Source organism: Bacillus sp. SORGH_AS_0510, from assembly GCF_030818775.1.
Classification (GTDB): Bacteria; Bacillota; Bacilli; order Bacillales; family Cytobacillaceae; genus Neobacillus.
This window is the reverse complement of record NZ_JAUTAU010000001.1, coordinates 4,575,505-4,588,329: the sequence shown is the minus strand read 5'-3', so window position 1 is coordinate 4,588,329 and position 12,825 is coordinate 4,575,505. Positions and strand designations below refer to the sequence as shown.

General features: G+C 40.2%; 13 protein-coding genes and 1 pseudogene. 9 read left to right on the top strand and 5 right to left on the bottom strand.

From position 1 onward, the window contains the following. Nucleotides 1-127 precede the first annotated feature (127 nt). Nucleotides 128-1,108 (bottom strand): zinc-binding dehydrogenase, encoded by a 981-nt coding sequence (locus QE429_RS23295; protein WP_307290427.1) that lies wholly within the window; start codon nt 1,106-1,108, stop codon nt 128-130. A gap of 161 nt (nt 1,109-1,269) precedes the next feature. Here QE429_RS23295 and QE429_RS23290 point away from each other — a divergent pair, with 161 nt between their 5' ends. The 9 genes and pseudogenes from QE429_RS23290 to QE429_RS23250 all read left to right on the top strand — a co-directional run bounded on the left by QE429_RS23290 (nt 1,270) and on the right by QE429_RS23250 (nt 7,986). Then, a complete protein-coding gene (locus QE429_RS23290; protein ID WP_307290426.1) occupies nt 1,270-1,704 on the top strand; it encodes a MarR family winged helix-turn-helix transcriptional regulator in 435 nt (144 codons plus the stop codon). A 60-nt stretch (nt 1,705-1,764) separates the two neighbouring features. Then, on the top strand, nt 1,765-2,412 hold the full coding sequence (locus tag QE429_RS23285; RefSeq protein WP_307290424.1) for an SDR family NAD(P)-dependent oxidoreductase: 648 nt from the start codon (nt 1,765-1,767) through the stop codon (nt 2,410-2,412). A 114-nt stretch (nt 2,413-2,526) separates the two neighbouring features. Next, entirely contained in the window at nt 2,527-3,051 is a 525-nt protein-coding gene (locus QE429_RS23280; protein ID WP_307290423.1) for an NAD(P)H-dependent oxidoreductase, read from the top strand. Nucleotides 3,052-3,078: 27 nt separating this feature from the next. Then, the gene (locus QE429_RS23275; protein WP_307290421.1) at nt 3,079-4,107 is read left to right on the top strand and encodes an aldo/keto reductase; all 1,029 of its coding nucleotides are present in this window, start codon (nt 3,079-3,081) and stop codon (nt 4,105-4,107) included. A 29-nt stretch (nt 4,108-4,136) separates the two neighbouring features. Next, nucleotides 4,137-4,970: an SDR family oxidoreductase gene (locus tag QE429_RS23270; protein ID WP_307290418.1), complete on the top strand. Its 834-nt coding sequence runs from the start codon at nt 4,137-4,139 to the stop codon at nt 4,968-4,970. A gap of 164 nt (nt 4,971-5,134) precedes the next feature. Beyond that, a complete protein-coding gene (locus QE429_RS23265) occupies nt 5,135-5,578 on the top strand; it encodes a hypothetical protein (RefSeq protein WP_307290416.1) in 444 nt (147 codons plus the stop codon). Nucleotides 5,579-5,605: 27 nt separating this feature from the next. Then, nucleotides 5,606-6,109 (top strand): hypothetical protein, encoded by a 504-nt coding sequence (locus QE429_RS23260; protein ID WP_307290415.1) that lies wholly within the window; start codon nt 5,606-5,608, stop codon nt 6,107-6,109. A gap of 69 nt (nt 6,110-6,178) precedes the next feature. Further along, a pseudogene (locus QE429_RS23255) lies at nt 6,179-7,145 on the top strand (quinone oxidoreductase family protein). A 16-nt stretch (nt 7,146-7,161) separates the two neighbouring features. After that, complete coding sequence (locus QE429_RS23250; RefSeq protein WP_307290413.1) at nt 7,162-7,986, top strand: MBL fold metallo-hydrolase; 825 nt, start codon at nt 7,162-7,164, stop codon at nt 7,984-7,986. A 440-nt stretch (nt 7,987-8,426) separates the two neighbouring features. On the opposite strand, the gene ilvA is transcribed toward QE429_RS23250, so the two are convergent. The 4 genes from ilvA to QE429_RS23230 all read right to left on the bottom strand — a co-directional run bounded on the left by ilvA (nt 8,427) and on the right by QE429_RS23230 (nt 12,760). Next, nucleotides 8,427-9,599: a threonine ammonia-lyase gene (gene ilvA, locus QE429_RS23245; protein WP_307290939.1), complete on the bottom strand. Its 1,173-nt coding sequence runs from the start codon at nt 9,597-9,599 to the stop codon at nt 8,427-8,429. 52 nt (nt 9,600-9,651) lie between these two features. Continuing rightward, the gene (locus QE429_RS23240; protein ID WP_307290411.1) at nt 9,652-10,170 is read right to left on the bottom strand and encodes a hypothetical protein; all 519 of its coding nucleotides are present in this window, start codon (nt 10,168-10,170) and stop codon (nt 9,652-9,654) included. Beyond that, complete coding sequence (locus QE429_RS23235; RefSeq protein WP_307290410.1) at nt 10,170-10,643, bottom strand: hypothetical protein; 474 nt, start codon at nt 10,641-10,643, stop codon at nt 10,170-10,172. Before QE429_RS23235 ends, QE429_RS23240 begins: the two co-directional genes overlap by 1 nt. A gap of 110 nt (nt 10,644-10,753) precedes the next feature. After that, on the bottom strand, nt 10,754-12,760 hold the full coding sequence (locus QE429_RS23230) for a catalase (RefSeq protein ID WP_373463221.1): 2,007 nt from the start codon (nt 12,758-12,760) through the stop codon (nt 10,754-10,756). Nucleotides 12,761-12,825: the final 65 nt, after the last annotated feature.

Sequence of the window (12,825 nt, the reverse complement as noted above, 5' to 3'; positions counted from 1 at the left end):
GAATTTTGGGCTCTTATCAGCGAATTGGAGGCGTTTATCAGCGAATATACGATTTTATCAGCGAATCCACATTACCTACACAAATTCTAAAAAGGCGAACAGTATACATCTGTTCGCCTAATTTTATCTATTTTATTTTTGCTACAATTTTCCCCTTCACGTGGCGTTCAACAAGTCTGGATAGTGCCTCAGGGACTTGTTCAAGTGTAATTACTTCTTTTAACATGGAAGAAATTTTGCCTTCTGCCACTAAAGCAAGCATTTCATTCCCCATCATTCCTAAATCCTCTTGTGCTTTTCGATCACCGGATTGGTGAGCAGGACCAAGGGCAATCTCATGGTAAGAAATTGCTTTGGTAAAAGGCTTCACCTGTGTGTAATCTGGTGCACCGGCAATATGCACGATGTGTCCTAAAAAGGCGAGCATTTCAAGTGAATCAGTGGCACTCTGACGGCTTACCGCATCAATCACGGCATCTACTCCTCGGCCATTAGTAATCTCCATAACCTTTGCTTTCACATTCTCTTCTCGGTAATCAATAACATAATCAGCACCAAGAGATTGAACATACTCATGATTATGACGAGAAGCTGTAGAGATAACGGTTTTACCAGCCCACTTCGCTAATTGAACTGCAAAACCACCTACACCACCGGCACCGCCGTGAATGAGAAGGGTATCAATACGGTCCATTGGCAGCTTACGGAATAAAGACTGGTATGCAGTATATCCCGCTGTGGGTAAAGCAGCAGCATCTTCGAAGGTTACTTGATCTGGAATTCGAGAAACTGTGTGTGCAGTTGTCACTGCGTATTCACTATAACCGCCTTTTTTCGTTAGGTCGCCATGGTAGACTACTCGGTTGCCTTTTTCCCAACCAGTTACACCTTCACCTACTTCTGAAACAACTCCAGCAACGTCTAAACCTAAAATATGAGGGTATGACCAATTTGGATTACCGCCGGTTGCCGTCTTATAATCAACCGGATTGAGTCCTACGGCATGAACCTCAATCAATAACTCTCCTGCACTTGGTTTTGGAATATCTATTTCTTCTAGCTTCATCTCTTTCCAAAGACCTTTATCATGTAAAAGCAATGCTTTCATCTATATCATCCTTTGTTAAAAATTTACAATCTAGTTTTTCCAACACTGTTAATAATATATACTGTCGATAAATATCACAAGAAAACTGAATTATCTTAGTTGACTAAAATGATAAACCGTGTTAATTTGTATATGCAAATGAAAAAAGGGACTGAGCAATAATGAATGAAGAAGAACAAGTATTAATTCATTGTTTATATTTTACTGCTAGCCGATTTGCTCGTAATATTTCTAAATTGGCTGAGAAGACGTTTGATTTTGGGGAACTTGCGCCTTCATATCTATATATGATTATGATTGTAAAATTCCATCCGGAAATCACTCAAAAAGTTTTATGTCAAAAACTATCTATTGCTCCATCAACCAGTACAAGATTTATAGATAAACTAGAGAAATTAAAGCTGGTCACACGTAAAATAGACGGCAAACAAACGCACATCTCTTTAACTGATGAGGGAGAAAAGGTTTACCACCAGTTCCGCGTTTCATTAAAAGAATTTTTTATGGGTTACTCCGACATTTTAGGACGCGAATTCAGTAAGGATTTAAGCATGATGCTTCACGATGCGAGCAATAAACTAGAAAAAGAACTGTAATTTTTTTACCCCATCATTTGCATATACAAATAAAGAAAACTTGAACATGGAGGCTATTTTATGAAAGAAAAGGTATTGTTGATTGTCGGTGCAGGGCCAGGGATTAGTTTAAGTACTGCAAAGAGATTTGGCAAGGAAGGTTTTAAAATTGCCCTTGTATCAAGAGGTATAGATGCATTACGAAAATACGAAGAAGAGCTGAATAAAGAAGGAATTACGGCAAAAGGATTCCCAGGGGATGTTTCCTCAGAGGTGTCATTAAAAGCGGCAATTGATTCAGTAATTAATACTTATGGAAAGATCGATGTTCTTTTATACAATGCAGCAGCAGGCAAACCAGGAAAGCCAACAACATTAAGCATGGATGACCTGGTCAAAGATTTCAAAATCAGTGTAGCTGGTGCTCTTACAAGTGTAAAAGAGGTAACACCATATATGGAAAAAGGAACGCTTCTTTTAACTGGTGGCGGGCTAGCATTATATCCATATGCCGATTATGCTTCCTTAGCGATAGGCAAAGCAGGCATTCGGAACTTAGCATATAGCTTACATCAAGAATTAAGTAGCAAAGGAATCTATGTCGGAACACTAACAATCAAAGGGTTTGTTCAAGAAGGAACGTACTACTCTGCTGAAAACATTGCTGAAACATTCTATAGCATGTATGAAACAAAAGAAGAGGTAGAAGTTATTTTTGAAGAAAAGTAATATTTTTTAACTATTCATTTGTATATACAAACGTAAGTCCAACTACTTGTTTTAGAGTAAAACAATGTTGGCAAGATAATCCTAAAATATTCGATTCATAAAGGAGAATTCACCATGAAAACATTAGTTATTGTCGCACATCCAAACTTACAAAATTCAGTCATCAACAAAATGTGGGCCGATCGGTTACATCAAGAAAAAGATATTACGGTACATGAATTGTACGCAACTTATCCGGATGGAAAAATTGACGTGGCTCATGAACAGAAACTATTGCTTGAACACGACAGAATTGTCTTCCAGTTCCCGTTCTACTGGTATAGCAGTCCTTCTCTATTAAAGGAATGGCAGGATGTTGTTCTCACTTACGGATGGGCATATGGTTCAGAAGGAACGAGATTACGTGGAAAAGAATTTATGCTGGCGATTTCAACCGGGGGACCGGAAGCAGCCTACCAAGCAGGTGGTTATAATCACTACAGCATGAGTGAGCTAACGAAGCCATTCCAGGCAACTGCAAACCTGACAGGCATGCGCTTTTTGCCAACTTTTACAGCACAGGGAGTCCGTTTCCTAACTAACGAACAAGTTCGGGAAAGCGCGGAAAAGTTAGTAGATCACTTAAAAGCATCATATTAATTCTGACCAAGGAGAGAGGAGTATCTCATGAAGTATAAAGTACTAGGAAAAAGTGGTTTGAGAGTATCAGAATTAGCACTAGGAACAATGACGTTTGGGGAAGATTGGGGCTTTGGTGCCTCTAAGGAAGAAAGTCATAAAATTTTTCAAGCGTTCGTGGAAGCCGGCGGAAATTTTATCGATACGGCTGTAAATTACACAAATGGCACAAGTGAGAAATATGTGGGAGAGTTTATTCGGGAGCAGCGCGAGCAGTTCGTTGTGGCTACAAAATATACTCTTAACACCCGGCCTAACGATCCTAATGGTGGTGGAAACCACCGGAAGAATCTTGTTCAATCTGTTGAAAAGAGTTTAATGCAACTTCAGACGGATTACATTGATTTACTTTGGCTTCACGCCTGGGATTTCATGACCCCTGTGGAAGAAGTGATGCGAGCACTTGATGATTTAGTCCGTTCCGGAAAAGTTCTTTATGTCGGAATTTCAGATACGCCTGCTTGGATTGTTTCTCAGGCTAATATGCTTGCCACACTAAGAGGCTGGACGCCATTTATCGGCTTGCAGGTAGAGTACAATTTATTACAACGTACACCTGAAAGAGATTTATTACCGATGGCTCGAAGCCTTGATATTGGGGTGACGGCTTGGGCACCGATAGCTGGCGGTGCATTAACAGGAAAATATAATAACCCATCTGCTGAAAAAGGTAGATTATCTCCGCAAAGTGCACGATTAAATGAAAGAAACCGAGCGATTTCTGCAGTTGTTGACGAAGTGGCGGAAGAACTTAACGTTTCACCTGCCCAAGTAGCACTAAATTGGGTGCGACAGCAATCGGGGACAGTGATTCCACTAATTGGTGCAAAACGAGAAGAGCAAATGAAGGACAATCTGGAAAGTTTAACATTCCAGCTTTCAACTGAACATCTTAGCCGATTAAATGAAGCAAGTAAAATTGAACTTGGTTTCCCTCATGATTTTCTCGCATCTGAGCCTGTACTAAATGCGATTCATGGTAAAACATACGGAAAAATTGAAAAGAGAACGTACTAAATTAGATATTTATAGGGAGAGAAACCGAGATGAAGGGGAAAATTTGTTTAATAACAGGCGGAAACTCAGGGATAGGTAAAGCAACTGCGTTGGAATTAGCTAAAAAAGGGGCAACGGTTATTCTATTGTGCCGAAATGAAGAGCGGGGCCAAAAAGCGCGTCAAGAGATCATCGACCAAACTGGTAACAGCCAAGTAGACCTGCTTTTAGCTGATTTATCTTCTCAGCGATCAGTGAAACAGGCGGCAGAAGAATTCAAGAAAAAGTATAATAAGCTAGATGTTCTGATCAATAATGCGGCGGTCTTTTTATCTAAGCGTTCTGAGACAGAAGATGGCATTGAAACGACCTTTGCCACCAATTATTTATCCCACTTCATCCTCACACATTTGTTATTGGATTCGCTCGAATCAAGTGGAGAGGGGCGCATTATTAATGTGGCATCCAAACACAACGGAATTAAAATGAACTTTGATGACCTTATGACTAAACAAAACTATGCATTTTTCAGAGCGGTTGGTCCGACAAAGTTAGGACTTATTTTATTTACGAAGGAGCTTTCACAGCGCCTGGCAGGAAAGCCAATTACAGTCAACAGTCTGCATCCTGGAATTATCCGGTCTAATCTAATGCATGATATGCCTTGGATTCTCCGTACTCTATTTAAGACCCTCTCAGCAAAAGCAGAAAAGGGAGCAGAAACACCTGTTTATCTGGCTTCTTCGCCGAAGGTTGCCGGTGTAAGTGGTAAATTCTTTGTTAACTGTAAAGAGGCTGAGACCACTGAGGCTGCAAATGATCAGGAATCTTCCCGGAAATTGTGGGACGCCAGTATGAGCTTAATCAAGCCTGGAATTCTATAAAAAAGGAAGTGCCATCGCCGAATTCAGATGGCACTTACTTTTTTTCGATTCCAAATAATTTCGCTCAAAGTGTAAGAAAATACAATGTATAATAAATACCTTTTACTTAGAACAAGATAAGTGATATGCAAAGGAAATAAGCAACATCAAAGGGGTTAACTCGAATGGTTTTATTCTTTTATATCGTCTTAAATGTGCTTGCTTTATTTCTTTTTATCAAAAAAAAGAAGATGCTCCATGTACTCGAAATCATCGTGTATTGGATGATTAGTACCTATCTTTATCAAAACTTCTCCGCAATATGTTATATGAATTTTAAAACGTTAATTGTCCCTGAAAAATTGAGCCTGGAGTTTTCTCATTTTATCAACCGTACTGTTCTTTTTCCTCTACTCATGGTCATCTTTCTTCACTACTTTCTTATATTAACAACATATTGTAAAAAGATGCTGTTAATTGCTAGCTTTGTCTTTCTATTAACAGGATTAGAATATTTATCAGATCTGTTGGGTGTCCTGATTCATAAAAATTGGCGGGTTTGCGTGGTCGTATGCATATTGGGTGGCAACACTATCGATGTTACTTGTTTGTATGAAGGTCTTTCGTAGGATTCTTTATAAAGGAGGTAATCATCTATGAATTTTACCTTCGATTGGAATGAATGGTATTTCATTTTAACCACAGCTGCTATCATTGCTTTCTATTTACCTATTCGAAAATATTTTCCTCCTGTTATTGTTATTATTATCTGGGTTTTCAATATTGGCTTTGTATCCACTATTGATTATTTCCTTTTAGCTACTCCCTTCAAACAATATATTTATGGTGATAATCCTACCTATGAAGCATCAGGTGCACTGTTTCATCTTTTTATGTATCCATGTGCCTCGTTACTATTTTTATATGGCTATGACAAGTTTCAACTTTATGGAAAGAAGACATTTCTGTATATTATAGGCTGGACTGGATTTTCACTGTTATTTGAATGGCTCACTGTTAAAAATCATGCCCTTACCTATACAGGTTGGAAGCTCTATTATTCCATTCCTTTCTACCCAACAACCGCTGTTCTCTTAATTCTTCTTTTTCGCTTTACAAAAAAGAAACTATTGGTGCTTCCGCTTCAAAATGATAATTAGTTGCAATCCTTTTCATTATTCTATTTAATATAGGCGTAATGAAAAATTCTACTGAATGAGGTAATACTATTGAAAGCACTTGTGTTTAATACATTTGGAGGGCCAGAAGTACTGGAGTATGTAGAAATTGCCAATCCGGTCATCGGTCCAAATGAAGTACTTGTAAGAATGAAAGCCATTGGGCTCAACTTTGCAGATATTTATAGAAGAAAAGGGAACTACCATCTTGCAGGAGAACCTCCATATATTTTAGGGTATGAAGGAGCAGGAATCGTTGAAGAAATCGGAGCAAATGTCCGAGGTATCCAAGTGGGGGATCGGATGGCATTTGCGGATGTGCCTTATGCAAACGCGGAGCTAGTAGCGGTTCCATTTGAAAAAGCGATTCCTGTACCTGAAACCAATTTCATTTAATGAGGCAGCTTCCGTGATGCTACAAGGCTTAACTGCTCACTATCTAACACGTGATAGCTATGCGGTAAAAAAGAATGATGTGGTTCTCGTCCATGCAGCTGCTGGTGGGGTCGGACAGTTGCTGGTACAAATGGTCAATTTGCTTGGAGGAAAGGTCATCGGCTTAACTTCTTCCTCTGAAAAAGCAGCCGTAGCAAAAGAAGCAGGAGCTACTGAAGTTTTCTTATACAAGGAAGATTGGAAGAAGGAAGTACTTGAAACAACAAACGGTAGAGGTGTAGATGTAGTCTATGAATCAGTAGGAGCCACACTACTAGATAGTTTTGCAGTAACCCGTATTGGTGGAACGGTTGTGTTTTATGGAATGGCTGGGGGAGACCCGGCGCCTGTTGATCCGAGAATGTTAATGGATACGTCTAAAACACTGACCGGTGGAGACCTGTGGAATGTCTTGACTTCACGTGAAGAACGAGTTGCGCGGTCTAATGAGTTATTCGGCTGGATGCAGGAAGGAAAAGTGCGGTTGGCAGAACCAACAACTTTTGCACTATATGATGGACAAAATGCACATCGCTATTTAGAGAGCCGAAAAAGCACCGGCAAAATCGTATTAATCCCTTAGGGAAAGAGGAGAAACCATGATTCAATTTCAAAATGAACATGTCACGGTGTTCCAAAGCGCACTCTACCAAACGACATGTACAGTTGTTGATACAAAGGATTTCGTTTTAGTGGTAGACCCAAACTGGCTACCGCATGAAATTGAAGAAATCCAAAGACATGTAACTAGGATTCAAGGGGAAAAAGAGTTGTACCTTCTATTTACACACGGAGACTTTGACCATATCATGGGCTATCTTGCGTTCCCAGGTGCAAAAGTAATCGGAAGCAAAGGACTGCAGGAGCATCCGGATAAAGAGAAAAAGCTAGAAATGATTCAGCAGTTCTACAATGATTATTACATCCACCAACCATACCCGATTGCCTTTCCGAACGTGGATATTTTGATTAGTGAGGATGGGCAGAAGTTAGTAGTCGGGGAGTCAAGGTTCACTTTTTATCTGGCTCCTGGCCATACTCATGATGGGTTATTTACTGTGATTGAACCGCTGGGGATTTGGATTGCTGGGGATTATCTATCTGATTTTGAGTTGCCGTTTATTTATCATAGTGCCAAAGCTTACGAACAAACACTTCAAAAAGCAGAGGAAATTCTTAAGAATCATCATGTTTCTGTTTTGGTTCCTGGTCATGGTCAAACGACAAATAGTCAACAAGATGTTGAACGCCGGATTCGAGTTTCGCAAGATTATCTTGAGCGGTTGATTACTGCAGTAACAAAAGAAGATACAGAGGCAATGACAGCCTTAGAAGAGGAACTGGCTTTTCCATCTAACTTTACGAAGCAATGCCATCAGGACAACTTGGCGATTATTCGGAAGGAATACTCAACTAGGACGTAAATCAGAATTGAGTAGGGGTTACTGAATTAAGGGTACTCATTTAAAAAATGGGTGCTCTTTTTTGTGTAAAAATAAACTAAACGGAGCGACTAGTGCCCGGGAAGGGAGAAAAGCAGGTCGAACGGTATCTCTAGTCGAGGTGGCTAGTGCCCGAGAAGAGAGAAAAGCAGGTCGAACGGTAACTAGTCGAAGCGACTAGTGCCCGAGAAGAGAGAAAGCAGGTCGAACGGTAACTAGTCGTAGCGACTAGTGCCCGAGAAGGGAGAAAAGCAGGTCGAACGGTAACTAGTGCCCGAGAAGAGAGAAAAGCAGGTCGGACAGTAACTATTCGAAATGACTAGTGCCCGAGAAGAGAGAAAAGCAAGTCGGACGGTGACTAGTACCAGTGAAGGAAGAACTATGTATCATGCCTAGTTCTTCCGTTTTTATGTGACTTTCGGTTAGTATTGCCCCATCATTACATTATAACTTTTTCCTAGAAGTGCATGAAATAGCTGTTCAATATGCTCGTGATTTTTGGTTTCTACTGAGATCTCGATTTGGGCAAAGCCAGGATAAATGTTTTTTCCCATCCGATGTAGATTAACAGAATGTACATTGGCGTCTAAATCAGTAATCGTGCTGAGGACTCTTTGAAGCTCGCCAGGTTTATCCTTTAAGGTAATCGTAAAGTCTGCATACCTTCCTGCTTCGACCATGCCGCGTTCAATGATTCTAGAAATAAAACTCATATCCACGTTTCCGCCACTCAAAATAGCGACTACTTTTTTCTCCTTCAGCTTTATTTTTTCAAAAAGGAGGGAGGAAAGGGAAGTTGCACCAGAACCTTCTACTAAAAGCTTGTTTCTCTCTAACAACATGAGCATTGTTCGGGCAATCTCCATCTCATCAACACAATAAATATCATCCACGTATTTTTGAACAATCTCAAAGGTTATTTCTCCAGGTTTTTTAACAGCAATGCCGTCTGCCATTGTGGGTGAGGATTGAACCATTACAGCCTTACCTTCTAACACAGACTCTTTCATACTCGGGCAAGCCACTGTTTGAACACCATAAACAGAAACATGAGGGAATTTTTCTTTTACGGCCATCGCCACTCCAGCGATGAGTCCGCCTCCGCCAATAGGGCAAACGATCGCTTCCACTTCTGGCAACTGATCGAGAATTTCTAATCCGACCGTTCCTTGTCCGATAATAATGGCCTCGTCATCAAATGCATGGATGAATGTGCTATCGAGTTGATTTCTCAATTGCACTGCATATGCGAGGGCGTCATCAAAAACGGCACCTTCTAAAATAACCTCAGCCCCATATTGCTTAGTGGCTTCTATTTTACTTAATGGAGCACCTTTCGGCATCACAATTTTACAAGGAACACCAAGCATTTGACTTGAATACGCAACCCCTTGGGCATGGTTTCCAGCAGAAGCGGCGACGACTCCCTTCTTTAACTCTTCCTTTGATAGGGAGGTCAGTTTATTGTAAGATCCTCTGACTTTAAAGGAGCCAGTCTTTTGAAGGTTTTCAAGCTTTAAATAGACTTCATTATGCGAGAGCCGGCTAAATGTTTTGGAATAGTCGAGCGGCGTGGTATGGACAATTCCTTTCATTTTTTCACGAGCAAGGATAATATCATCAACATTCACGTTTATTACCTCCTGTTCACTCTACTTGTGTAAGTGATTTTTCATGGATTGATTTAATGAAATGGAAAAATAGGATCGTACAAGGTTGCACGATTAAGTAGATGGGTACGGAATAAATAGGCTTCCAGCTGGTATATTTTAAATAGCTAATAAAGCTTGAACCTGTCACCCATTCGAAGCCAATACTTCCAACTGAAAATACAACGATATATAAAATAAGGCCTATCCCTTTAAGTTGAAATTTGTCATAGAGATAGATGAACATATAACCAAAAGGAGCATATGGCACATAGCATAGCAGGTCAAAGAGTTCAAAGTCACCCGAGTCCATGATGTCGTATAAATCAATATGTGGTCCGGCTATCAAATGATCAACTACCCGTGCTACAGTCATGGTGAATAGTAGCAGTAAGATGGTAATAGAGGGTGGAAACCTTCTGGGCAATTTATATAATAAGAACACTAAGGCAACGATATGAAGAATAATGAACCATTCGTTTTGATCGAACTTTTCAGGTAAAGGTAAAATTGTCATTACTTCATTCCCTCTTTAAAAAGGATTCTGCTAAAAATTCTTTGCAGGAATAGGAGAAATAATAGGAAGGTGGACCATACAATAATAGACCCCCATACTTTCCATTTTTCATAGGTGAATAGATGGATATGAATTAAAATCGTCTCAACTCCTACTAACACCCCTACCCAAATCATAGTGATTAGCAGTTTTTTTGAAAAGGTAGCTACTCTTTTAACTGATTCAATGTACCAGAGAAGCAGTAAGGGGAAAACGACTACTTCTGATACGCGAAACATAATGAAGTATCTGGTACTCTTTGTAACAGTCCATAGCTCGGCATTGTCTACAATGACAGAGATAAAACTGGTGTATAAGAATTCAATCACCATCAATAGAAATATGAGCGTTAGAGGATGATGGGCTTTTTTTAGTGCAAAAAATGAAATAATCCCGATTAAAGTGAAAGAAAAGAATAGTGAAACAGTTATCATAGAGACCTCGTTTTAACGGACATATATTCTTTTTAGCTTTATCTATAAAAACGAGTCCTATTCAGATGAATACGAAAAGCCCTAACCAGTAAGAGGTTAGGGCAAAAAATTTAAAGCATACGGTCCCAGAATCGAGCCTGTGCGATACCATCAATAAATGATTGGAAATCTGTTGTGGCTAAGTCAAAGACACCAGCTTCGTCGACCTGTAGACGGCTGTTATTTAATGCATTACGTCCGCTTAAAGAAATCGCCAATGGTTTGAAGTGTTTGTACGTTGTTTCCGCGAACTCTAAAGCAGGTGCTGGAAGTTTGGCTTCGCTGCTTATTAGGATGGCTGCATCGAATAGACTGGAATCAACGGTATCAAAGGTATCCGTCACTTTTAAGACAGCATTTAACGGCTGAATCTTGTTAGCGACGATACTATAATTCATGTTATGCTGGGCTAACGTTTTAATCCATTCTGTTAATTGGTCGATATCTGGGTTGCCTGTTACTAGAATAGCTACACTTCTTGTATCTGTTTTCTTAATGGTGTTGGCCATGCTTAGTGCCGGTGATTTTTTATCAGATTTGACTTCGAGGTTTTCCTCTGGCAAGATTGCACCAATATTCTCAGCGACTTCTTCGGCCAGGTTTCGATCAATACGGTTGAGTAGGGCAACCGCATTATTTTTAACTAAATCGGAATGACACTTGCCAAGTTCAAAGCTAAAAGCATCCTTTATATGCTGTTGTTCATAAGGAGCCTGACTGTTATAAAATAATTTCGCCTGAGAGTAAAAGTCTAAGAAGCTTTCACTACGACCTCTGATTTTACGTCCATCCACCTTTTCTTGATAATGCTCATAGCCTCCTTCTTCGACAGGCACAGGTTCAGGTTGATTGGCATTTAAAGCGTTTCGATGATAGCTTGTTTGACCACGGTGAATGGCCATTTGGTGCATGCCATCACGCTGGTTGTTATGGAAAGGACACACCGGCTTGTTAATCGGAATCTGGTGGAAATTAGGTCCACCTAATCGAGAAAGTTGGGTATCTGTATAGGAAAATAATCGACCTTGTAAAAGCGGGTCATTGGAAAAATCAATGCCAGGTACTAAATGACCAGGATGAAAAGCGACTTGTTCGGTTTCGGCAAAGAAGTTGTCTACATTGCGATTCAAAGTCATTTTGCCGATGATTTTTACAGGGACCACTTCTTCAGGCCATAATTTAGTGGGGTCTAGAACGTCAAAATCAAAGTTAAATTCATCCTCTTCGGAAATTAACTGGACGCCCAGTTCCCATTCGGGATAATCGCCTTTTTCAATGGCTTCATATAAATCTTGACGATGGAAGTCAGGATTTTTACCGGCAATTCTCTGTGCTTCATCCCAAACAAGAGAATGCATCCCAAGGACAGGTTTCCAGTGGAATTTGACAAAATGTGCTTTCCCTTGTGCATTGACAAGACGGAAGGTATGCACACCGAATCCCTCCATCATACGCAGGCTGCGAGGAATAGCACGGTCACTCATTGCCCACATGACCATATGAGCAGATTCAGGATTTTGCCCGATAAAATCCCAAAATGTATCGTGAGCACTGGCTCCTTGAGGAATTTCAGTATGTGGTTCCGGTTTAAGTGCATGGACAAAGTCAGGGAATTTAATGGCATCCTGGATAAAGAATACAGGCATGTTGTTCCCAACTAGATCAAAGTTGCCTTCATCCGTATAAAATTTGGTCGCAAATCCGCGGACATCACGAACGGTATCGCTGGATCCTCTCGAACCCTGTACGGTCGAGATTCGCACAAATACCGGTGTTGTTTTTGAGGTATCCGTAAGAAAATCAGCTTTTGTGTACTCTTGTAACGATTCATAGAGCTGAAAGATGCCATGAGCCCCTGTGCCGCGTGCATGAACAATACGTTCTGGAATCCGTTCGTGGTCAAAATGGGTCATTTTTTCTCGAAAGTGGAAATCCTCCATAAGAGTAGGACCACGTAGACCAGCTTTTAAAGAAAATTCATCTTCTGCTATTTTCAATCCTTGATTAGTAGTTAAACCAGCTTTTTGCTCATTGTCGATTATGGATTGTTGTAATTGCGCCATTTTCTTATTTTCCATACGTTTCCCTCCTATGTAAATGTTATCTACCTACTGCTCTCGATACCCCAATTATTGGAGGACCA

Bases quoted from the DNA above. Each gene is read 5' to 3' on its own strand.
- QE429_RS23295 (WP_307290427.1), bottom strand. From the start codon at position 1,108: ATGAAAGCATTGCTTTTACATGATAAAGGTCTTTGGAAAGAGATGAAG.
- QE429_RS23290 (WP_307290426.1), top strand. From the start codon at position 1,270: ATGAATGAAGAAGAACAAGTATTAATTCATTGTTTATATTTTACTGCT.
- QE429_RS23285 (WP_307290424.1), top strand. From the start codon at position 1,765: ATGAAAGAAAAGGTATTGTTGATTGTCGGTGCAGGGCCAGGGATTAGT.
- QE429_RS23280 (WP_307290423.1), top strand. From the start codon at position 2,527: ATGAAAACATTAGTTATTGTCGCACATCCAAACTTACAAAATTCAGTC.
- QE429_RS23275 (WP_307290421.1), top strand. From the start codon at position 3,079: ATGAAGTATAAAGTACTAGGAAAAAGTGGTTTGAGAGTATCAGAATTA.
- QE429_RS23270 (WP_307290418.1), top strand. From the start codon at position 4,137: ATGAAGGGGAAAATTTGTTTAATAACAGGCGGAAACTCAGGGATAGGT.
- QE429_RS23265 (WP_307290416.1), top strand. From the start codon at position 5,135: ATGGTTTTATTCTTTTATATCGTCTTAAATGTGCTTGCTTTATTTCTT.
- QE429_RS23260 (WP_307290415.1), top strand. From the start codon at position 5,606: ATGAATTTTACCTTCGATTGGAATGAATGGTATTTCATTTTAACCACA.
- QE429_RS23250 (WP_307290413.1), top strand. From the start codon at position 7,162: ATGATTCAATTTCAAAATGAACATGTCACGGTGTTCCAAAGCGCACTC.
- ilvA (WP_307290939.1), bottom strand. From the start codon at position 9,599: ATGAAAGGAATTGTCCATACCACGCCGCTCGACTATTCCAAAACATTT.
- QE429_RS23240 (WP_307290411.1), bottom strand. From the start codon at position 10,170: ATGACAATTTTACCTTTACCTGAAAAGTTCGATCAAAACGAATGGTTC.
- QE429_RS23235 (WP_307290410.1), bottom strand. From the start codon at position 10,643: ATGATAACTGTTTCACTATTCTTTTCTTTCACTTTAATCGGGATTATT.
- QE429_RS23230 (WP_373463221.1), bottom strand. From the start codon at position 12,760: ATGGAAAATAAGAAAATGGCGCAATTACAACAATCCATAATCGACAAT.